Origin of the sequence: Pseudoalteromonas sp. MB41, assembly GCF_020966275.1 — a bacterium.
Classification (GTDB): domain Bacteria; phylum Pseudomonadota; class Gammaproteobacteria; order Enterobacterales; family Alteromonadaceae; genus Pseudoalteromonas; species Pseudoalteromonas lipolytica.
The window spans coordinates 45,486-68,145 of record NZ_JAJJZF010000009.1; the positions used below are offsets into that span (position 1 = coordinate 45,486).

Sequence of the window (22,660 nt, forward strand, 5' to 3'; positions counted from 1 at the left end):
TGAGCTAGCTTAGAAAGGCGGTATTTTAACTGAATATTGCTGAGAAAACGATGTTTTAAGCGTGAGGAATTTGCATAGTTTTTAACGGTTATAAAAAAAGCACCCTAAGGTGCTTTTTATTCAAAACTTTTATATCAGCTCTTTAAAAACTTATATACCAGTTCTTAAAAAACTTCTATACCAGTTGTATTGGATTAGTAAGTAATTATAACGACAGAGAAATAAGTCAATAACAAGGCAAAAATTTTGCAGTGTAGTTATTCTACATAAGAAATTTTTAACGCAGTTAGGGACTTATTTAGCTCGTTAGAATGATTACGGTTTCAATACAACTGGTATCAGTTCATGCCATATTTTTTAAGCTTCTTACGTAAAGTACCACGGTTGATACCTAGTAAGATTGCTGCACGAGTTTGGTTACCACGCGTGTACGTCATTACTTCTTCAAGTAATGGTGCTTCTAGCTCAGAAAGAACAAGGTCGTATACGTCTTGTACGTCTTGACCATTAAGTTGCTTCAAGTAGTGATGAACCGCTTTTTTCACTGCATCACGCAACGGCTGTGGTTTCTCGTGTGACTGTACATGAGGGTTTGTGATAAATGGAGAAGTCACGTTTTGTTCGAACATCGTTATATGTCTCTTTCTTTCTTAGTTAGCTGCTAGTGTTTTAAAGTATTGCTCTAATGCGTCGACTTGTGCCTGTGGGTTATCTAACGCATTAAATACTCGCCTAAACTGACCGTCACTGTCATGGGTTTGCAAATACCAAGATACATGCTTACGAGCGATACGCGCTCCCATTGGCTCACCGTAAAACTGATGAAGGTTTGCTAAGTGCTCCATCAAAATGCTACGCACCTCTGCAATTTCAGGTGCTGGCAAATGTTCTCCAGTTCGCAAATAGTGGTCTATCTCCCTAAATATCCAAGGGCGACCTTGGGCGGCTCGACCAATCATAATGGCATCTGCACCCGTATAATCCAAAACCTGTTTTGCTTTTTCTGGTGATGTAATATCACCATTGGCAACGACAGGGATCGACACTGAACGTTTAATATCCCTAATCGTGGCGTACTCTGCTTCACCTTTGTACATACATGCGCGCGTACGCCCATGTACAGCCAAAGAAGCAATGCCATAACGTTCAGCTATTTTCGCAATCTCGACACCATTACGGTTATCCTGATCCCATCCAGTACGGATTTTTAAGGTGACAGGGACATCGACAGCATTAACAACTGCATCGAGTATCTCTTCCACTAATTCAGGAAACTGTAATAAGGCTGAGCCTGCGAGTTTCTTATTCACTTTTTTAGCTGGGCACCCCATATTAATATCTATGATCTGTGCACCGTTGCTAACATTGAATTGTGCAGCCTGTGCCATAAGCTCAGGATCGGCTCCGGCAATCTGCACCGAGCGAATACCCGATTCACCGCTGTGATCCATACGGTTCATCGACTTTTCGGTTTTCCACACTTTTGGGTTTGACGAGAGCATTTCAGATACCGCAAGCCCCGCACCTAAGCGACGGCAAAGTTGTCTAAATGGTCTGTCTGTAATGCCTGCCATTGGCGCGACAATTACGTTGTTCTCAAGTTGGTATGAACCGATACGCACTGTTATTCAATAGGCCTCTTTTCAAGGGGCGCTAAGTTTACGGCTTTTTTTGCAAAAATCAAAGGCTATAAATTGAACAAAAGTGACTTTTTTTTGCCTATTTTGTATTGACTTTTGATAACAGTTTGACGGGCGGGTTGATTTGTTTGTTATTTAACCAGAAAAAAATTCGCGTGAAAATAGATAACAAATTGAAGAGTGTAAAAATAAGGTAAAGCCTGTTAAATACTGGCTTTACCTATTAAATGTTCAGATGTGTATTATGACTTTTTGGTACCACTAACACGTGTCCATTCACCTTCAACAGCAATCTCGTCAAGTGCTAAAAACGGTGCGTAAACATCGGCAACAGATTGTGCTTGTTCCTCTAAAATACCCGACATAGCAATTTTACCGTTGGGCTTTAATAGTCCCAAAATGACTTCATGAAGCTCTTTAAGAGGTTGTGCTAAGATATTCGCAACAACCACATCAGCACTAAAATCAGGTTGATCTTCAGGTAAATACACTTCGAGCTTGTCTGCAACACCATTGCGCTCAGCATTATCGCGACTGGCCTCAATTGCTTGAGGATCAATATCGATGCCGATCATACGTTCAGCACCTAATTTGATCGCTGCAATTCCTAAAATACCTGAGCCACACCCGAAGTCGACGACCGTTTTTCCGGTTAAATCTTGGCTTTCTAGCCACTTTAAGCATAGCGCTGTCGTTGCATGTGTGCCCGTGCCAAAAGCAAGACCAGGATCAAGCAATACATTGACTGCATCCGGTTCTGGAATATCACGCCAGCTTGGACAAATCCATAAGCGCTCACCGAACTTAATCGGGTGGAAGTTATCCATCCACTCACGTTCCCAGTCTTTGTCTTCAAGTTGCTCAATTTTGTATACGAGTTTGTCAGCGAGCGTCGGTTCAGCCTTAAGTACGGCTACGACGCTGTCCATATCATGATTAGCATCGTATAAACCAATCACCGTGGTATCAGCCCACAGTTGTACTGTACCAAGTTTTGGTTCATAAATAGGGGTGTCTTTCGCATCAACATAAGTAACCGATGCGCTGCCAGTGTCCATAAGTAAGTCGCTGATCATCTCGGCATTATCAGCGTTTGCATTTATGCGAATTTGGATCCAAGCCATGGTCGTCTCTCAAATAGAAAAAAGGCCGCAACAGCGGCCTTTTAGTTAATATATTAATAATGCTATTTATTTAGCATCTAAGAAGCTTTTTAGTAAGTCTGAGCGAGAAGGGTGACGTAATTTACGTAACGCTTTCGCTTCAATTTGACGAATACGTTCACGTGTTACGTCAAATTGTTTACCTACTTCTTCTAAAGTATGGTCGGTGTTCATGTCGATACCGAAACGCATACGCAGTACTTTAGCTTCACGTGCTGTTAGACCTGCTAATACGTCATTGGTTGCGCCTCGAAGAGATTCCATTGTTGCAGAATCAATTGGCGAATCAATGGTTGTATCTTCAATGAAGTCACCTAAGTGCGAATCTTCATCATCACCGATAGGAGTTTCCATCGAAATTGGCTCTTTAGCGATTTTAAGTACCTTACGAATTTTATCTTCAGGCATTAACATGCGCTCAGCTAACTCTTCTGGGCTCGGCTCACGGCCCATCTCTTGTAACATTTGACGAGAGATACGATTTAACTTGTTGATCGTCTCAATCATGTGCACAGGAATACGGATGGTACGCGCTTGGTCAGCAATTGAACGCGTAATTGCTTGACGGATCCACCATGTTGCATAAGTAGAGAACTTATAACCACGGCGATATTCGAACTTATCAACCGCTTTCATTAGACCAATGTTACCCTCTTGGATAAGGTCTAAGAATTGTAAACCACGGTTGGTGTATTTTTTAGCAATTGAAATTACAAGACGTAAGTTGGCTTCAACCATTTCTTTCTTTGCACGGCGCGCTTTAGCTTCACCAATGCTCATACGACGGTTGATATCTTTAATACGCTCAATGCTTAAGCCTGTGCTTTCTTCAATTGCAGATAACTTGCTAATACAACGAATTATTTCTGGTTTTACTTCTTCAAGTGCTACTGAGTACTTCTCGTTTGCAGCAATTTCAAGATCAATCCAAGCAGTGTCTGTTTCGTTGTTAGCGAAGTGCTTCACAAAGTTTTTCTTTGGTAGCTTCGCAATTTGTACAGCTTGCTTCATGATAAGACGTTCTTGTACACGAACGCGATCCATCATTTCACGCATGTTGTTTACCATGCGATCAAACTGTTTAGGAACTAGTTTAAATGTTTTAAACAGTTCACCGATTTCAAAAATAGCAGCTTGTGAATCAGGGTGTGAGCGGCCTTTTGCTTCGAATGTATCGCGTGCTTTATTGTAAAGCTCACGCAAATGTTCGAAGTGGACACGTGCTTCTTCAGGATCTGGACCTGTGTCACCATCTGCATCATCATCGCTGTCATCATCGTCGTCGTCGTCATCGTCGTCTTCGTCGTCGAGCTGTTCTTCATTTAGATCTGAACCGATGTGAGTCGCAGAAATTTGTGATTCGTCTTCATTATTAGGATCAAAGAAACCAGAAATAATGTCGCTTAAGCGCATTTCTTCTGCTTCAAACTTGTCCCATTGCTCGAGTAGATATGTAATTGCTTCAGGGTATTCAGCAACAGAAATCTGAACTTGGTTGATACCTTCTTCAATACGCTTGGCGATAACAATTTCGCCTTCACGTGTAAGTAGCTCAACAGTACCCATTTCGCGCATGTACATACGCACAGGGTCAGTCGTTCGACCGATCTCTTTTTCTACAGTCGCAAGTGCAGCGGCTGCGGCTTCTGCTGCGTCTTCGTCTGTCGTTGTTTCTTGCATCATTAATTCATCGGCATCAGGCGCGTTTTCACTTACCTTGATACCCATATCATTAATCATGCTAATGATATCTTCTACCTGATCTGAGTCGATAATGTCTTGTGGAAGGTGATCATTAACTTCTGCAAAAGTTAAATAACCTTGCTCTTTACCTTTTTGAATCAGAAGCTTTAATTGTGACTGAGGAGTTGGATCCATAGAGATTTTTTCTTCCACTCTGAAAGTTGATACAACAGGCGCCAGCTCGCTTAAAAAATAAGCGACACGAAAACTAACTAGACGCAGTGAATAGCACAGTATAACAGCTTTATTCAATTCTGACTAGCTGTTGCTGCCTTTTAACGCTTGCGTCAGTAAGTGGCATTCTAGCCGTTCTTCGCTGCTTAAGCCTTGGGTCTTGTCTTTTATTAATAGGGTCTCTAGTCGATAATTTAAACACTGGTCTTCAATAAATTTAAAAGTATTTTTGAAAACTGTCTCTAAACGATCGTCATTTATTTGATGCTGCCAAGTTGCTAATTTCACTAATGCATCATATTCAGCGCTATCTCGGAACGATTCTAAGATTTGCGCGGTTGTAATACCATGTCGTTCACGTGCTAAATGCTGTATCCGTAAAAATAGCTCAATGCCGGCAATTTTCATTTCAGCAAGTTCAGGCATGTAAGCGATGCTCGTTGCTAGATTCGGATGCTGCAATAAAATACCTATAGCTTGACGCATCGGCGTTATTTTAAATTTACGCTCAATTGCATGTTGCTGCTTCGGGGTTTTAACCCGATTACTCAATTGCTCTCGTGTACGACCAATTAATCGGCCCAAATGTTCCAGTATATTTTCTTGGTAAAATTCACTCGGTATTTTTTCGATTAAAGGTAAGGCATCACTGAGTAACTTTGCTTTGCCAGCGTCTTTCGTTAGGTCAATCTCTTGGCTTAGCTTGCTGAACAACACTTTGCTGAAATCATCGGCCTCTGCTAGGCGTGCTTCGAATGCCTCTTTTCCTTCTTTTTGTACCAATGAGTCGGGGTCTTCACCGTCAGGTAAAAAGACAAATTGAAGTGATTTGCCATCAGCTAAATAAGGCAGGGCATTTTCGAGTGCGCGCCATGCTGCATCACGACCCGCTCTATCACCATCATAGCAGCATATCACTTTATCAGTGGTTCTAAACAAGGTGTGCATGTGCTCAGCTGTGGTTGCTGTGCCAAGTGCTGCTACAGCGTATTCAATGCCTTGCTCTGCTAAGGCAACCACATCCATATACCCTTCAACAATTAAAATATGTTCAAGTTTCTTATGTGCTTGTTTCGCTTCGTATAAACCATAAAGCTCAAAACCTTTGTGGAAAATACGTGTCTCAGGAGAGTTAAGGTATTTTGGGCCTTGATCGGCTTGCATCACGCGACCACCAAAGGCAATAACCCGGCCTCGCTTATCACGAATAGGAAACATGAGCCGATCACGAAAAAAGTCAAATTGGCGACCCGGCGACTTTTCAGACGCGAGTTTTAGCTCAATTAATTGCTCTTTTTGCTCTTTATTTCGGCCTAATTGCTGGCACAGTGCTTCCCATTCACTTGGCGCATAACCAATCATGAACTTTTTAGCGGTTTCACCGCTTAGGCCACGGCCTTTTATGTAATCAATTACCGCTTTTGAGTTGCTATGGTGTTTTAATTGGTGCTGATAAAAACGGGCGGCATGAAGCATTAAATCGTAATCGGAACGTTTTTGCTCGGCGGTACGCTGTGGACCTGAACTAGTGCCTTGCTCACGTGGTACGTCTAAATTTAGAATACTAGCTAGCTCTTCAATAGCATCAACAAACTCTAATTTGTCGTATTCCATGACAAACGAAATGGCATTACCATTCGCTCCGCAACCAAAGCAGTGGTAAAACTGTTTATCTTGAGAAACAGTAAATGACGGGGTTTTTTCGTTGTGAAAAGGGCAACATGCTTGGTAGTCTTTCCCGGCTTTTTTTAGGCCAACTTTTGAATCAATTAGCTCAACAATATCTGTTCGTGCGAGCAAATCATCAATAAATTGTCGAGGGATTTTTCCGGCCATAGCTGTTGTTTTTCCTGCGCTATTTTTACGTTCTAAAGTGAGATTTGAACACAATTACTCTCTTTATGAAAGACTAAAAACAAGAAACCGAGCACTAGGCTCGGTTTGCTTGAATCATACGTCTGTATGTGGGGGTTAGGCAGTTAATCGTTGCTTGATTAAGCCAGAAATCTTACCTAAATCGGCACGACCTTCGGCTTTGCTTTTGATTACTCCCATTACCTTACCCATGTCTTGCATACCTGCTGCGTTTGTATCAGCAATAGCCGAGTCAATAAGAGCAATGATTTCTTCTTCACTCAATTGTTGAGGTAAGAATTCTTCAAGAGCTTTAATCTCATTGGCTTCAATTTCTGCTAAATCTTCACGACCCGCATCAATATACTGGGTGTAAGAGTCGCGACGTTGTTTTACAAGCTTCACTAAAACAGCGGTAATTCCGTCGTCGTCTAGCGTGATTTGCTCGTCAATTTCACGTTGCTTGATTGCAGCAAGTACCATGCGGATTGGCTTAAGACGGTCTTTGTCTTTTGCTCTCATCGCATCTTTTTGCGCATCTTTTAGCGTTAATAAAAGGCTCATTTATACAAGACCAAATACTGATTAGTATAATTTAACGCGACGTGCGTTATCGCGAGAAAGCTTCTTCATGTGACGCTTTACTGCAGCAGCTTTTTTACGCTTACGCTCAGCTGTTGGCTTTTCATAGTGCTCGCGACGACGAACTTCTGAAAGGATACCTGCTTTTTCACATGAACGCTTGAAGCGACGAAGTGCTACGTCAAACGGTTCGTTCTCTCTTACTTTAATTACTGGCATTAAAAATTCACCTACCTAAATAATGAGCGTTGCTCAAGTTGATCGAATAACGATCAAGTGGTTCAAAAATGGTGCGGTATTGTAATCCGAAGCAACACCACATGTAAAGAATAATATTAACAGAAACTGAGGCGGCTAAACAGTATTAATTTGGCTCTCGTTGATACAAACGACAAATTACCTGCCCTGCAGATTTCTCCTTTAAAAGCAGCCAGTTACCTGGGGGAGTGAAGCTGGTTAGCTCACTTTCAAGTTCCACATAAATCAACGCTTGCTCAGTTAACCATTGATTTGATTCGAGTAATAAACAACTTTTTTCAGCTAAATTTTGTCGGAATGGCGGATCAACAAAAACAAGATCAAACTGCTCATCTAGCGAATTATTTGCCAATAATGCGAGGCTATCGCCCTGTTTAATTGTGGCATTTTCAAGTTTGAGGGTGCTTATATTTTGTATAAGTTGAGATGCAGCACTTTTATCAAGCTCAAAAAATACAGCACGTTTAGCAAAGCGTGACAACGCTTCGAATCCTAACCCGCCAGAACCTGCGAAGCAGTCAAGGACCGCTGCATCACGCGTATCTTGCATTAACCAGTTAAACACGGTTTCCTTAATGCGATCAGTCGTTGGACGTAAACCTTGTACATCTTTAACAGGAAGTTTTCTGCCACGAAATTGTCCGCTAATAATACGGATAAAGCCATTTGCTGATTTATTATTGCTAGCGTTTACTTGGCGGTTAGCTGTTGATTTTTTTCTCATTTAACTCACTAATTATTGGTAACTGACCCCCAGCTCAGATAATATTGCAAGCAATAGCTGGTGTGTCATTTTTCTACTGCGCTAAAAATGGTAGTATTGCGACCTTAGGATAGATGGTACCCGTTTCGGTTTGGCTGAGCATAGCTGAACTATCACCAAACTATTATTCATGTAAGTTTATCAGATTTTTATAAGTGGTTATTAGCAAGTATGGCAAAAAAAAGTAAATTCTTGTCTTGGTTTGGTTTTGGCAAATCAGAAAAACAACAAGCAGAGCAAACAGCAAATGAGGCTGATAACCAAAAGCAATTAGAAGAACAACAGCGTATTGAAGCTGAAAAAGCGCAAGCGGCGAGCTTAGAGCAGGAACGTATTGCAGCAGAAAAAGCTGAAGCCGAGCGTGTAGAACAAGCACGTATTGCAGCAGAAAAGGCTGAAGCTGAACGTATCGCAGCAGAACAGCAAGCAGCAGAGCAACGTCGTCAAGAACAACAAGCGCGTCTTGCAGAGCAAGAAGCGGCCATGAAGTTAGAGCAAGAGCGTATTGCAGCGGAACAGGCGCAGCGTGAAGCAGATCAAATTGCAGCAGAGAAGGCACAATCTGAACGTGTAGAACAAGAACGTATTGCAGCAGAAAAAGCAGAAGCGATGCGCATAGAGCAGGAACGCGCTGCGGCAGAAAAGGCTGAAGCTGAACGTATCGCTGCAGAACAGCAAGCAGCAGAGCAACGTCGTCAAGAACAACAAGCGCGTTTTGCAGAGCAAGAAGCGGCCATGAAGTTAGAGCAGGAGCGTATTGCAGCTGAACAGGCGCAGCGTGAAGCAGAGCAAATTGCAGCACAAAAAGCTGAAGCCGAACGTGTAGAACAAGCACGCGTTGCAGCAGAAAAAGCTGAAGCCGAACGTGTAGAACAAGCACGCATTGCAGCAGAGAAGGCACAAGCCGAACGTGTAGAACAAGAACGCATTGCAGCAGAAAAGGCTGAAGCTGAACGTGTAGAACAAGAACGCGTTGCAGCAGAAAAAGCAGAGGCCGAACGTGTAGAGCAAGCACGTGTTGCAGCCGAGAAAGCTGAAGCCGAACGTGTAGAACAAGAACGCATTGCAGCAGAAAAAGCTGAAGCTGAACGTGTAGAGCAAGAACGTATTGCAGCAGAAAAAGCTGAAGCTGAACGTTTAGAACAGGAGCGCATTGCAGCAGAAAAAGCTGAAGCTGAACGTGTAGAACAGGAACGTATTGCAGCAGAACAAGCTGAAGCTGAGCGTATAGAACAAGCTCGTATTGAAAAAGAAAAAACAGAGCAAGTAACCGATAAACCGAAAAAAGAAGGCTTTTTTGCCCGCCTTAAAAAAGGTTTATTAAAAACTCGCGTTAATATTGGCTCGGGCTTTGCCTCTATTTTTAGTGGTAAAAAAATTGATGATGAGCTATTCGAAGAGTTAGAAACGCAGCTATTAACGGCTGATTTAGGTGTCGATACAACCATGAAGTTGATTGATAATCTAACAGATGCAGCCGATCGAAAACAACTTAAAGATGGCGATGCACTTTACGAGCTAATGAAGCAGGAAATGGCCGCAATGTTAAAGACAGCTGAGCAGCCATTAACTTTGCCAGAAAATAAAAAACCATTTGTTATTTTAATGGTGGGTGTAAATGGGGTGGGTAAAACCACGACCATTGGTAAGCTTGCTAAGCAATTCCAAAATGAAGGTAAATCAGTCATGCTGGCTGCGGGGGATACTTTCCGTGCCGCCGCGGTTGAGCAATTACAAGTGTGGGGCGAGCGTAACAGTATACCTGTTATTGCACAGCATACTGGTGCAGACAGTGCATCGGTTGTGTTTGATGCCTTTCAAGCGGCGAAAGCACGTAATGTAGACGTATTAATCGCGGATACAGCAGGGCGCTTGCAAAATAAAGATAACCTCATGCAAGAGCTTGAAAAAATAGCGCGTGTAATGAAGAAAATAGACCCAGATGCGCCGCATGAAGTCATGCTAACAATTGATGCGGGCACGGGGCAGAATGCCATTAGCCAAGTAAAACTATTTAATGAATGTGTTGGCTTAACGGGTATTACCTTGTCTAAACTGGATGGGACAGCAAAAGGGGGGGTTATCTTTGCTGTGGCAGATAAGTTTAATATTCCAATTCGTTACATAGGCGTTGGCGAGGGAATCGACGACCTGCGTACTTTTAATAGTAATGACTTCATTGATGCGTTGTTTAGCCAAGATGAGGACGACGTATAATTCATAAAAAAGGGAGCATGCTCCCTTTTCAGCTGCAAGATGATTGATAACTAAAATGATAAATTTTCAGCAAGTCAGTAAAACATACCCCGGCGGTCACCGTGCGCTGGAAAAAGTCAGTTTTCATATTAAGTCAGGCGAGTTGGCTTTTTTAACTGGGCATAGTGGCGCAGGTAAAAGTACATTATTAAAGCTGATTAGTTTGATGGAACGTCCATCGGCTGGCAAAGTACTAATTAATGATATTGATTTAAATGCTGTTAAGTCTCGTCAAATTCCTTATGTACGCCGTGATATAGGGATTATTTTTCAAAACCATCGTTTGTTAGAACGCTATTCGGTATTTGATAATGTCGCTTTGCCGTTGATTATTGAAGGCACACACCATAAACAAATTGCAAAGCGTGTGCATGGTGCGCTTGATAAAGTGGGCTTACTTGATAAAGCCAAATGTAACCCTGCGACTTTATCTGGAGGCGAGCAACAACGCGTGGGAATTGCGAGGGCTATCGTAAATTCACCGCCTATTTTGTTAGCTGATGAACCGACCGGTAATTTAGACCCCGAACTTTCAATGGATATTTTACGCTTATTCGAAGACTTTAATAATCATGGTACGACGGTGTTAATTGCCACCCATGATATTGGTTTAATTGCACGGATGCGCTATCGCAGCCTAACCCTTAAAGATGGACGTATGATCCAGGATCCATTAGCTGAGGGAGCGCTATGAGCCTATTATTTAAAAGTAGAGCCAGTCACAATGATCGTCAGCAGAAATCAATTCTAGCGGCGCCGTATTTCTTTTTTATTAACTTAATCCGTCAAGGTGTGCATAGCTTAGGTGAAATGTGGCGCACGCCACTTGCCTCCTTGATGACTATTGCGGTATTAGGGCTAAGCTTAACGTTACCAGCGACCTTGTATTTAGTCGTGAAAAATGTGTCTCAGGTAAGCAGCGGGTTTGAAGATGCCGCTGAAATTTCGTTGTTTGTTAAAGAGTCTATGACAGAGCAACAAACACAAACATTAGTCAAACGTTTAGCGCTTTACCCTGAAATCGATAAGGTTGAGTTTATTTCTAAAGCAGATGCGCTTGTTGAATTTAAGCAGGTGTCAGGATTTGGACAAGCATTAGAATACTTAGATGCGAATCCACTGCCCGATGTTGTTATTGTGACACCGACGGCACGGTATCGTCAGCCAAATGCTGCTGAACAGTTACTGAAAAAACTTGAAGATGAGCGTGAAGTTGATTTTGGTAAACTGGATATTGCATGGCTTGAGCGCTTAAACGCACTGTTAAGCTTATTAAAAGAGAGCGTCATTACCATTGCTTTACTATTATTAACCTCGGTGACTTTGATCATTGGAAACACGATTCGTTTATCTATCATGGATAAAAAGGAAGAGATCCAAGTTATGAAGTTAGTGGGGGCAACCAATGCATTTATACATGCGCCATTTTTATGGACGGGTATTTGGTATGGCATTATCGGTGGACTATTTTCATTTATTTGTGTTGCTTTGATGATGTGGTGGCTAGGTGCAGCGGTGAGCGAAGTCGCGGGAGTTTATGGCAGCCGTTTTAATTTAATCGGTTTGACGTTATCTGAATTTGCCATTTTAGTTGCACTTGCAACGGGGCTTGGTTTTGTCGGCTCGTATTTGTCTGTAAATAGATATATAAAAGAAATAGAACCCGATAAAGTATAACAATAAAGTGTAACAATTCGTTGTTACACTGCTTTATTAGCACTAAATAAAAGCAGTAATAAATTTATCGCTCTTTCAATTAAAGCTAGAATTCACCGCATATTCAGCGTGTTAGCGTAGACTAAAAATAGATACAAAAACCACTTGATTTGAGCTTTAAAAAAGTTTTTAATTGAAGTTAGCACTCTCGCTTAAAGAGTGCTAAGATGGTTTCAAATGTTTATCACTGAGGTGAAAAATGAGTAAAGATTTATACGCAATGGCACTTACTGCAGGTCAACAAAGCGCGAGTATGGACGGCTATCTTCAAGCTGTCAGTACGATTCCAATGCTTGATGCCGAGCATGAAAAGCAGTTAGCGACACGTCTTCAGGAAGAAGGTGATCTTGATGCTGCGAAGCAACTCATTATGTCGCACCTTCGTTTTGTAGCTCACATTGCAAAAAGCTATTCAGGGTATGGTTTACCGCAAGCTGATTTAATTCAGGAAGGTAACATCGGTCTAATGAAGGCTGTAAAACGCTTTGACCCGAGCGTCGGCGTACGCTTAGTTTCATTCGCTGTACATTGGATTAAAGCGGAAATTCATGAATACGTACTAAAAAACTGGCGTATCGTGAAAGTTGCAACGACAAAAGCGCAACGTAAACTATTCTTCAATCTACGTAAAAACAAAAAACGTTTAGGTTGGTTTAACCAAGCCGAGGTTAGCACTGTTGCTAACGAGCTAGGGGTTAGTGAAAAAGAAGTACGTGAGATGGAATCGCGTATGAGTGGCCAAGATATGGGCTTTGATTTAACTGGTGACGACAATGACGATGCACCTACAAGCACCTACTCGCCAGTACAATATTTAACTGATGGCAGTGCTGACCTTGCTGACGATATTGAAGAGCAGCAATGGCAAGAACAGTCGCATGCACGTTTATTTAGTGCATTAAAAACGCTTGATGAACGCTCGCAAGATATCGTAAGTGCTCGTTGGTTAGCTGATGATAAAGCAACACTGCAAGAGCTTGCTGAAAAGTATAACGTGTCAGCAGAGCGTGTTCGCCAGCTAGAAAAAACAGCGATGAAAAAACTGCAAACAGCCATGAGCTAATGGAGTCACGAGCTAATTAAGAGCTCGGACTTCAGAGTTATCTCTACTATAAAGCCTCGCAAATGCGGGGTTTTCTGTTTTAAGGATACAGTATGCCAGATACTGATTACCAACACGTACTTAATGAAATTACCAAAGAAGTTCAGCCATTATTGAGTCAAGGCAAAGTGGCAGACTACATTCCTGCACTTGCGGATGTTGAACCAAACCAATTTGCAATTGCTATTCATACTGTCGATGGTCACACTTTTTGCGCTGGTGATTGCCGTGCTCGCTTTACCATTCAGTCTGTGTCTAAAGTGATGACATTAACGCTTGCACTGCAGCGTTATGGTGATGAACTTTGGCAACGCGTGGGCAAAGAGCCTTCTGGTACTGCATTTAACTCGCTCACTCAGCTAGAGTTTGAGCAGGGTATTCCCCGAAACCCGTTTATTAATGCTGGAGCCATCGTGACTTGCGATGCCTTATACAGCCGACTTTCAGCGCCAATGCACTCGATGCTTGAATCTTTTCGTCAACTGTCAGGCAATCCATCGGTTGTGATAGATAAAAAAGTTGCTAATTCAGAGTATGAGTTTCGTCATCGTAATGCCGCTATGGCACACTTAATGAAATCATTTGGTAATTTTAATAATGAAGTCGATGATGTTTTGTGGGCTTATTTTAATTTTTGTGCCATTGAGCTTAACTGTGTGGAGCTCGCTAAAGCGTATAATTATCTTGCAAACCAAGGTAAAGACACCTGGGGTAATAAAGTACTGAGTACAAGACAAAATAAGCAGCTTAATTCGTTGCTGTTTACCAGTGGTTTATATGATGCGGCGGGAGATTTTGGTTACCGTGTTGGGATGCCCGGAAAATCAGGGGTATCGGGCACAATATTAGCCGTTTTACCTAATCAGTTTACAGTTGCTGTGTGGGCACCACGTTTAAACTCATACGGTAACTCAGTGGCTGGGATAGCCGCCCTTGAGCGTTTATCCCAGAAACTGGATATTTCGATTTTTTAATGAGTATTACTGATCCCAGTATACTTGTTCTAAACAATCTTCACGTTCAGGTAAACCACGCGATAGACGCGGAGAGTGCTGTACGAGAACTTCATAACTCGCACGGTTGGCATACTTGCTAATTTGCGCCAGTGATGAGTAAGTCATCGCTGGTTGCTGGTGTTTCGCCGAATTAGCAACATTAAGCTTGTGATACACATTTGCAGATAAATCATGTAGCACAGCAGCGAGTGCGCAATCACCCGCGCCATTGGTGTTTTTAATGCTATCAGGGCCGCCCATAAATGGGGCAGTGTGGCTGTATGCACGGATTGGGTTTTGACAATCGTCTTTTCTCATTGCACGCGAAAATTCATAGCGATTAAAGTCAGCGATTGCGCCTGGTAGCAGCGGGTACTCTGTTTCGCGTTTAAATTGCTCGTCAACATAACCGGCCATAAACAAGCCTTTTTCACCTGCAGTACAAATCACTAAATCGGTCCAATCAAGTGCTTTATCTGCCGCAAGAAGTGGGTCTTCGAAGCCTGTAATCGCAAGGCCTTCTTCTTCATTCATTGCTAAGATATCGACATGCTTTTTAACAAAGTCGGCCCACCATGAAGGGTCTTGCTCAATTAAGAATTTAGTGCCTAGAGTCAATACCACTGGCACGTCTGCATCATTGGCATATTTAACTGCCTGCATAGTTGCTTCTGTCATGGTTTCATCACCTTGGGTACGCATTAAATATGCGCTGATCACAAGTGCTGATGAATTTTCAATTAACTCTTTATCAATTGATTCAGGACGTAGATGATTCATTAAACCTGCGCTTATCGCGAAGGTGCGCTCACCAGTTTCATCAATCAGTGTAAAACAGCGACCAATTGGGCCATCAACAGGTTGTAAATAATCTAGATCAACCCGGCTTGATGTATTACATAAAAAACGGTACGCATAGCTGCCAATTTTAATGTTTTCACTCATTACACCTAACAACACAGAGCGATCATCAGCAAGTGTTGAGTAGTTATGCATCGTGTTACCGATGGTGCCACCTGCGAACTCGTAATCGATCATATCGTCAAGCTTTAGGCGGTCATATAATGCATTGGTAATGTCGCTATCAATTACCTGTGACATGCCACGGCGCAATTGAAATTCATCGAGGAAAGCTTGATCAACTTTCGCTTCAATATCGACAACTATTTGATCGATACCCGTTATATAACTACGTTGTAGCCGCTCGGTTGAGTTCAGTTGATTTGTTAGTGGATCTTTGGCTTCCACCGGAAAATAATGTTTATGCCTGCGGCGTCCAGGAAATTTCATTTGCTACCCGTGTATTGATATCAATTGCAAAGTGTAAATCAACAAATTTACCTAGTTGAATTGCTATTAGCTAAATAAAAAAAGCGCGAGATTATAGCGCAATATAGGTTCATTGAGCCATGATAAAGCCATTAAAATTTACTTTAATTTTTTAGTGTAGTCTTAATTATCACCCTTTTTATCGACTAACTAGGTATAATTACTGGCAGTTTACAAGTTTTGTGTGATTTATGAGCGAACAATATAGCGACGAATACTGGATGAAAAAAGCCCTCGCTTATGCAAATGAGGCGGGAAACATTAATGAAATTCCTGTGGGGGCGGTATTAGTCAAAGACAATCAATTAATAGCGTATGGGTATAATCGCTCAATTACTGATAACGACCCTTCTGCTCATGCCGAAATGATGGCTATTCGTGAAGCAGGTAAGGTACTTAATAATTATCGGCTTATTGATTGCACTTTATATGTCACTTTAGAGCCTTGCTCTATGTGTGCAGGGCTATTAGTTCATAGCCGAATTAAGCGTCTGGTATTCGGCGCAAAAGACGCTAAAACAGGATCGGCTGGGTCTATTATGAACTTACTGCAAGAACCGCGTCTTAATCATCAGGTTGAAGTAACCGGTGAGATAATGGCTGAGCAATGTGGGGCTGTAATTTCGGCATTTTTTAAACGCCGCAGAGAAGAGAAAAAAGCGGCTAAACTCGCTGCTCGCAACGCCTAGTTAAACAACTGGCGTTGCAGGAGTTTCCTGTGCTTCCATTAATTGCATCGCGAATAAACGACGACGCCAAATAACTTTTTTGTGGGTATTGCGTAACATAATACGACGGCGAGTCGCTGTCGAATAGATAACATTCCGTTTGAACTTATGTGTGGTACGTCTTCTTTTTAACATGTGTGCTCCTTAAGTGAGAGTAAAGCATGACATTGTCCATTCCATCAATACTAGAAGATAATGATCATTTGATGACAAGTAAACAGGTTTCTCTGGCTTTAGGCTAGTTGTTATCTGGCTTTTGCTGTTCAGAGCTGGTTTGTTGTTGAATGTCAGCTGGTTGAGCCGTATTTTCATCTAACTCAGGCGAAATGACGGGTTGTTCTTCAATGTTTTCTTCAGTGCTTGGATTGGCAATCGCATCATTTTCATCCAACCAAACCAAAGCATCGTAGTAACGGCGAATATTATCAACATACTTCACGGCAACATCGCCACGCGCGTAACCGTATTTAGTTTGACGATAATAACGCTTTTTAATGAGCAGCGGTAAGCGTTTTTTTACATCAGCCCATTTATCTGGGCTCGCGCCTTCTTGTTCTGTGATAATTCTCGCATCATTTACATGCCCCCACCCGACATTGTAAGAGGCTAATGCAAACCAAGTACGATCAGGCTGTGGGATGCGTTCTGGGATCCATGAAATGAGTTGAGCTAAATATTCGGCGCCCCCTTTGATGTTTTGCTCTGGGGCTAAGCGATTTGTTACACCCACTTGTTTTGCTGTCGCTTGTGTAAGCATCATGATACCACGCACTCCGGTGGGCGATTTTGCTTTAGGGTTCCACATCGATTCTTGGTAACTGAGGGCTGCTAACAAGCGCCAATCAATATTGCCTGCATACTGCTCAAACCACGGTTGGTATTTGGGTAAGGTTTCTTTTATGGCCTCAATATATGCCAGTGTATTCACATAATTGAACTGCCTTACATGGCCAAAATACTTTTCTTCGAGGACGTATAACTGATTATTTTGTTTTACCTCGCCGAAAAAAGGCACCATCAAAGCGTATAAAGAATCATCACCATCTTTTCTGAGTAGCCAAGCTATTGGGTCATTTCTTGTTACTGAAAAGCCAATACTCAAATTAGGGTGATAGCGTCTAAACAACGATAACGTGTGTGAATCAGCCAGTGTGTAATCTATTTCATTATCAATCACCGCCTGTAGTAGCTCTTCCTCATCCATGTCTTCTGTTTCGTGCCAAGTTAGATTGGGATGAAGTTGCTTTAGCTGTTGCAGCGCTAAGGAATGGCTGCTTTTGGCGAGTACGGTTAGGTTACCTGTTAAATCTGCAAACTCACGAGGACGAACATGCCCTTGTTTATAAACAAGCTTTTGACTAATTGTGCGGTAAGTCGGGCCGAATCGGTAGTGCTGCGCGCGAATTGTATTGTAGGTAAGACCCGATGCAATCACATCTAAATCGCCACTTTCGAGGCGAGCAAACATGTCGGATAAATTAAAAAATGGCACCATTTCAAGCTCAACACCGACGTAGTCAGCAAACTCTTGCGCCAATTCATATTCGAAACCTTGTACGCCTTGAGGGGCTTGGTAATAATTACTCGCACCCGCTAATGTGCCAATTCTAATTTTATTTTGTGCTTTGATTTGCGCTAATTGCGATGGTTGCTGTTGCATATCACACGCGCACAACATGAGCACTAGGCTAAAAATAGCGAGTAACTTTTGCATAAAAAATAAATGCCCCTTAATACATTACTTTACCGTTATAGCAAAACTTCGTTGCTGCGTCACTTGGCGAATAGTACTAACAAAACTTATGAACGACCTTATCGTTATTTTATCAACTATAACAAGGGTCTGTATTATAACGACTGGTGAGCCTATCAACGTGAAGTTTTATAACAGCTTTCATTGTGTTTTATTCCAACTGAAACTCGCATTTATACGGCGTAATTGATTTTAATAAGGGGGTGACCATTCTTTGCAATCAATACCTTGCCTAAATCGCGTTTAATTCCAACTGAAACTCGCATTTCGAGGTGGCTGGGATGTATACCCAAACCACCTCAAAATACAGAATTCAGCGTTTCACAGGTGCTGAATATCAAGGCGTTGCTTTGCAACAAGGGTACTCCCTTGTAAAAAGCAACAACGCCGAGAGTCAGTTTTTGTGGAACGCCCTGCGGGTTGGTTTAAACGCGATTTATACGGCGTAATTGATTTTAATAAGGGGGTGACCATTCTTTGCAATCAATACCTTGCCTAAATCGCGTTTAATTCCAACTGAAACTCGCATTTTGAGGTGGTTTGGGTATATAATACGCGCCTAAAATATCGTTCAATCCCTAACCCCGGATGAAAATACCTATGTTGATCCTTCGTGGTGCACCAGCACTTTCCGATTTTAGAGTTCAGAAAATTTTAGCGCGTTGCCAACAGGCGCAACTTCCAGTCACCAATGTTTATGCAGAATTCATGCATTTTGCTGATCTTACTGCTGAGCTTTCAGCTGATGAGCACACTAAACTGGAGAAGCTTCTTACTTATGGTCCAACTATTGCCGAGCATACACCAGCAGGGTCGTTAATTCTTGTAACGCCGCGTCCTGGTACTATTTCGCCTTGGGCATCTAAAGCAACTGACATTGCACACAACTGTGGTTTGAGCCAAGTTCACCGTGTAGAACGTGGTATTGCATATTATGTTGAAGGTCAGTTAAGTGCTGAGCAGCTTGCAGACGTTGCTGCGTTATTGCATGACCGTATGACAGAAGCAACACACGCTGAGATGGCTGATGCTGCTAAGCTGTTCCGTCATGATGAACCACGTCCTATGTCATCAGTTGACATTTTAGGTGGTGGCCGTGAAGCGCTTGCGACAGCTAATGTTGAGCAAGGTTTTGCACTTGCTGATGACGAAATTGATTACCTGGTAGAAAACTTCCAAAAGTTAGGGCGTAATCCGAACGACATCGAATTATTCATGTTTGCACAAGCAAACTCTGAGCACTGTCGTCATAAAATCTTTAATGCTGATTGGACAATTGATGGCATCGAACAGCCAAAATCATTGTTCAAAATGATCAAAAACACCTACGAGCAAAATCCTGAAAACGTACTATCAGCTTATAAAGATAACGCTGCGGTAATGAAAGGCTCGGTAGCGGGTCGCTTCTTCCCGAATAACGAAGGTGAGTACGCGTATCATCAAGAAAACATCGAAATTTTGATGAAAGTTGAAACTCACAACCACCCAACAGCTATTGCGCCATTCTCAGGTGCATCAACAGGCTCTGGTGGTGAAATTCGTGATGAGGGTGCAACAGGCCGTGGTTCTAAACCTAAAGCGGGTTTAGTTGGCTTTACGGTATCTAACTTACGTATTCCTGGTTATGAGCAACCGTGGGAAACTGATTTCGGCAAACCAGGTCGTATCGTTACTGCACTTGATATCATGACAGAAGGTCCATTAGGTGGCGCGGCATTTAACAACGAATTTGGTCGTCCTAATCTACTTGGTTATTTCCGTACATACGAAGAAAAAGTATCAAGCCATAACGGTGAAGAAGTACGTGGTTACCACAAACCTATTATGCTTGCCGGTGGTTTAGGTAATATCCGTTCTGAGCATGTTCAAAAAGGTGAAATCCCAGTTGGTGCAAAACTTATTGCACTAGGTGGTCCTGCAATGAACATCGGTCTTGGTGGTGGTGCTGCGTCAAGTATGACATCTGGCCAATCGAATGAAGATCTTGATTTTGCCTCTGTTCAACGTGAAAACCCTGAAATGGAGCGCCGTTGTCAGGAAGTTATCGACAAATGTTGGCAATTAGGTGATGCAAACCCAATCGCTTTCATTCACGATGTGGGTGCGGGTGGTTTATCAAACGCATTCCCTGAGCTAGTAGACGACGGTGGCCGTGGTGGTAAATTCCAACTACGTGATATCCCGAATGATGAGCCGGGTATGGCACCACACGAAATTTGGTGTAACGAATCACAAGAACGCTATGTACTTGCTGTTGCGCCAGAAGATTTCCCACGTTTCGAGGCAATTTGTAAACGTGAACGTGCAGAATTCGCAGTGATTGGTGAAGCCACTGAAGAGCGTCACTTAACGGTTGAAGACAGCCACTTTGGTAATAATCCTGTAGACCTTCCTCTTGATGTATTACTTGGTAAAGCACCAAAAATGCACCGCGAAGTTGAGTCTAAAAAAGCACAGTCGCAGCCATTAGATGTGACGGCAATTGATGCAGCTGATGCAGCACAGCGCTTATTACGCTTACCAACGATTGCAGAAAAAACTTTCTTAATCACCATTGGTGACCGTACGGTAACGGGCTTAGTTGCACGTGACCAAATGGTCGGTCCTTGGCAGGTGCCAGTTGCAAACTGTGCGGTAACAGCTGCGACGTATGATACTTACCACGGTGAAGCAATGTCATTGGGTGAGCGTACGCCAGCTGCACTTCTAAACTATGGTGCGTCTGCACGTTTAGCGGTGGCTGAGTCATTAACGAACATTGCATGTGCTAACATCGGTGGCCTTGAAAATATCAAGCTATCTGCAAACTGGATGGCCGCAGCGGGTCACCCAGGTGAAGATGCGGGTCTTTACGAAGCGGTTAAAGCGGTAGGTGAAGAGCTGTGTCCGGCACTTGGTTTAACGATCCCTGTGGGTAAAGACTCTATGTCGATGAAGACACAGTGGGATGAAAACGGTGAACAAAAATCAGTAACAGCTCCATTATCACTGATCATCACTGCATTCGGTCGCGTTGAAGACGTACGTAAAACAGTAACGCCACAGCTTCGCACTGATAAAGGTGAGTCATCGCTATTATTAGTCGATTTAGGTGCGGGTCAAAACCGACTGGGCGCATCAAGCCTAGCACAGGTTTACAAGCAATTAGGTGATGTAACCCCAGACGTTGATAACCCTGCGTTATTAAAAGGTTTCTATGAAGCGATGCAAGCGCTTGTTGCTGATAACAAGTTACTTGCTTACCACGACCGTTCTGATGGTGGTTTATTTACCACAATCGCTGAAATGGCGTTTGCTGGCCACACAGGCGTAACGGTTGACCTTGCAGGCTTAACGGGGTCAGACATCGAAGCACTTTATAACGAAGAACTAGGCGCAGTAATTCAAGTTGCTAACGCAGATTTAGACGCAGTTAAAGCGGTACTTGCTGATCACGGCTTAGCGGCTATTAGCCATGAAATTGGTGCATTAAATGCCGATGACCGTGTGGTATTTACTCGCGGTGATGCAGTCGTGCTTAATCACACACGCACAGAGCTTCGTACAATTTGGGCAGAAACCACTTACCAAATGCAAGCACGTCGTGATAACCCAGAGTGTGCTAAGCAAGAGTTTGATGCAAAATTTGATGCCAAAGACCCAGGTCTAAACGTTAAATTAAACTTCGACTTAAACGAAGACGTAGCTGCACCTTACATTGCAACAGGTGCAAAACCGAAAATGGCTATCTTACGTGAGCAAGGTGTTAACTCTCACTTAGAAATGGCTGCGGCATTTAACCGCGCAGGTTTTGCAGCGGTAGACGTACACATGAGCGACATTCTTGAAGGTCGTTTAACACTTGAGCAGTTTAAAGGCTTAGTGGCATGTGGTGGTTTCTCTTACGGTGACGTATTGGGTGCGGGTGAAGGTTGGGCTAAGTCAATCTTATTTAACGAGATGGCTCGCGAGCAGTTCCAAAGCTTCTTCCACCGCGAAGATACATTCAGCTTAGGTGTGTGTAATGGCTGTCAAATGCTTTCAACATTGAAAGAGTTGATCCCCGGCACAGAGCACTGGCCACGTTTTGTAACCAATAAGTCAGAGCGTTTTGAAGCACGTTTTAGCCTTGTAGAAGTACAAGAAAACCCATCGGTATTCTTTAATGGTATGGCGGGTTCTCGTATGCCAATCGCTGTTTCTCACGGTGAAGGTCATGCTGAGTTTGCTAACAGCGATGCAGTAAAAGCCGCGCTTGAGTCAGGCACTGTGGCTGTGAAGTTTGTTGATAACTACGGTAACCCAACAACGCAATACCCAGCTAACCCGAACGGTTCGCCAGAGGGTATCACAGGTATTACGTCTACAGATGGCCGTGCAACGGTTATGATGCCTCACCCTGAGCGTGTATTCCGTACAGTAGCGAACTCATGGCACCCTGATGAGTGGACAGAAGACAGCCCGTGGATGCGTATGTTCCGCAACGCACGCAAAAACGTGGGGTAGAGTTTAAGTAATCTACTTAGGTTCATATAAACCGGTTAAACTAAAAAGGCTGCACTATTAAGTGCAGCCTTTTTGTTTATAATGGGTTGAGAAGCGAGAAGCGAGAAGCGAGAAGCGAG

At 42.8% G+C, this 22,660-nt stretch carries 19 protein-coding genes; 8 read left to right on the top strand and 11 right to left on the bottom strand.

Annotated features, from left to right (window positions below):
- Positions 1 to 338 precede the first annotated feature (338 nt).
- From fis to rsmD, 8 genes are all read right to left on the bottom strand, one after another.
- Positions 339 to 629 (bottom strand): DNA-binding transcriptional regulator Fis, encoded by a 291-nt coding sequence (gene fis / locus LPA49_RS10810; RefSeq protein WP_002957804.1) that lies wholly within the window; start codon positions 627 to 629, stop codon positions 339 to 341.
- A 21-nt stretch (positions 630 to 650) separates the two neighbouring features.
- Positions 651 to 1,622 (bottom strand): tRNA dihydrouridine synthase DusB, encoded by a 972-nt coding sequence (dusB, locus tag LPA49_RS10815; protein WP_036971025.1) that lies wholly within the window; start codon positions 1,620 to 1,622, stop codon positions 651 to 653.
- A 260-nt stretch (positions 1,623 to 1,882) separates the two neighbouring features.
- The gene (gene prmA / locus LPA49_RS10820; RefSeq protein WP_036971022.1) at positions 1,883 to 2,764 is read right to left on the bottom strand and encodes a 50S ribosomal protein L11 methyltransferase; all 882 of its coding nucleotides are present in this window, start codon (positions 2,762 to 2,764) and stop codon (positions 1,883 to 1,885) included.
- Positions 2,765 to 2,830: 66 nt separating this feature from the next.
- Positions 2,831 to 4,681, bottom strand: a complete 1,851-nt coding sequence (gene rpoD, locus LPA49_RS10825; protein ID WP_230236525.1) for an RNA polymerase sigma factor RpoD — start codon at positions 4,679 to 4,681, stop codon at positions 2,831 to 2,833.
- A 123-nt stretch (positions 4,682 to 4,804) separates the two neighbouring features.
- Positions 4,805 to 6,556 (bottom strand): DNA primase, encoded by a 1,752-nt coding sequence (dnaG, locus tag LPA49_RS10830; protein WP_036971774.1) that lies wholly within the window; start codon positions 6,554 to 6,556, stop codon positions 4,805 to 4,807.
- A gap of 135 nt (positions 6,557 to 6,691) precedes the next feature.
- The gene (locus tag LPA49_RS10835; RefSeq protein ID WP_036971016.1) at positions 6,692 to 7,138 is read right to left on the bottom strand and encodes a GatB/YqeY domain-containing protein; all 447 of its coding nucleotides are present in this window, start codon (positions 7,136 to 7,138) and stop codon (positions 6,692 to 6,694) included.
- Between the two features lie 21 nt (positions 7,139 to 7,159).
- The gene (gene rpsU / locus LPA49_RS10840) at positions 7,160 to 7,375 is read right to left on the bottom strand and encodes a 30S ribosomal protein S21 (protein WP_002957797.1); all 216 of its coding nucleotides are present in this window, start codon (positions 7,373 to 7,375) and stop codon (positions 7,160 to 7,162) included.
- Positions 7,376 to 7,520: 145 nt separating this feature from the next.
- Complete coding sequence (rsmD, locus tag LPA49_RS10845) at positions 7,521 to 8,138, bottom strand: 16S rRNA (guanine(966)-N(2))-methyltransferase RsmD (protein WP_199524323.1); 618 nt, start codon at positions 8,136 to 8,138, stop codon at positions 7,521 to 7,523.
- A gap of 210 nt (positions 8,139 to 8,348) precedes the next feature.
- On the opposite strand from rsmD, the gene ftsY reads away from it, so the two are divergent.
- The 5 genes from ftsY to glsB all read left to right on the top strand — a co-directional run bounded on the left by ftsY (position 8,349) and on the right by glsB (position 14,225).
- Positions 8,349 to 10,394 carry a signal recognition particle-docking protein FtsY gene (gene ftsY / locus LPA49_RS10850; protein ID WP_230236527.1) on the top strand — a complete coding sequence of 682 codons (2,046 nt, stop codon included), beginning with the start codon at positions 8,349 to 8,351 and terminating at the stop codon, positions 10,392 to 10,394.
- 55 nt (positions 10,395 to 10,449) lie between these two features.
- Complete coding sequence (ftsE, locus tag LPA49_RS10855) at positions 10,450 to 11,127, top strand: cell division ATP-binding protein FtsE (RefSeq protein WP_075594080.1); 678 nt, start codon at positions 10,450 to 10,452, stop codon at positions 11,125 to 11,127.
- A complete protein-coding gene (gene ftsX / locus LPA49_RS10860) occupies positions 11,124 to 12,110 on the top strand; it encodes a permease-like cell division protein FtsX (RefSeq protein ID WP_065978123.1) in 987 nt (328 codons plus the stop codon). Before ftsE ends, ftsX begins: the two co-directional genes overlap by 4 nt.
- A 238-nt stretch (positions 12,111 to 12,348) precedes the next feature.
- Complete coding sequence (rpoH, locus tag LPA49_RS10865) at positions 12,349 to 13,212, top strand: RNA polymerase sigma factor RpoH (RefSeq protein WP_036970997.1); 864 nt, start codon at positions 12,349 to 12,351, stop codon at positions 13,210 to 13,212.
- A 92-nt stretch (positions 13,213 to 13,304) separates the two neighbouring features.
- Positions 13,305 to 14,225, top strand: a complete 921-nt coding sequence (gene glsB / locus LPA49_RS10870; RefSeq protein ID WP_230236529.1) for a glutaminase B — start codon at positions 13,305 to 13,307, stop codon at positions 14,223 to 14,225.
- A 6-nt stretch (positions 14,226 to 14,231) separates the two neighbouring features.
- On the opposite strand, the gene LPA49_RS10875 is transcribed toward glsB, so the two are convergent.
- A complete protein-coding gene (locus LPA49_RS10875; RefSeq protein WP_036970992.1) occupies positions 14,232 to 15,536 on the bottom strand; it encodes an inosine/guanosine kinase in 1,305 nt (434 codons plus the stop codon).
- Positions 15,537 to 15,766: 230 nt separating this feature from the next.
- On the opposite strand from LPA49_RS10875, the gene tadA reads away from it, so the two are divergent.
- Positions 15,767 to 16,264, top strand: a complete 498-nt coding sequence (tadA, locus tag LPA49_RS10880) for a tRNA adenosine(34) deaminase TadA (protein WP_230236530.1) — start codon at positions 15,767 to 15,769, stop codon at positions 16,262 to 16,264.
- Here tadA and LPA49_RS10885 read toward each other — a convergent pair whose 3' ends face one another.
- Both LPA49_RS10885 and mltF read right to left on the bottom strand, forming a co-directional pair.
- Positions 16,265 to 16,438, bottom strand: coding sequence for a hypothetical protein (locus LPA49_RS10885; protein ID WP_162898022.1), 174 nt, complete (start codon positions 16,436 to 16,438; stop codon positions 16,265 to 16,267).
- A gap of 103 nt (positions 16,439 to 16,541) precedes the next feature.
- Complete coding sequence (gene mltF, locus LPA49_RS10890; RefSeq protein ID WP_230236532.1) at positions 16,542 to 18,017, bottom strand: membrane-bound lytic murein transglycosylase MltF; 1,476 nt, start codon at positions 18,015 to 18,017, stop codon at positions 16,542 to 16,544.
- A gap of 320 nt (positions 18,018 to 18,337) precedes the next feature.
- Between mltF and LPA49_RS10895 the strand changes: the two genes are divergently transcribed.
- Together LPA49_RS10895 and purL are read left to right on the top strand one after the other, a co-directional pair.
- Entirely contained in the window at positions 18,338 to 18,505 is a 168-nt protein-coding gene (locus LPA49_RS10895; protein ID WP_162898011.1) for a hypothetical protein, read from the top strand.
- A gap of 151 nt (positions 18,506 to 18,656) precedes the next feature.
- Complete coding sequence (gene purL, locus LPA49_RS10900; protein ID WP_074988843.1) at positions 18,657 to 22,541, top strand: phosphoribosylformylglycinamidine synthase; 3,885 nt, start codon at positions 18,657 to 18,659, stop codon at positions 22,539 to 22,541.
- Positions 22,542 to 22,660: the final 119 nt, after the last annotated feature.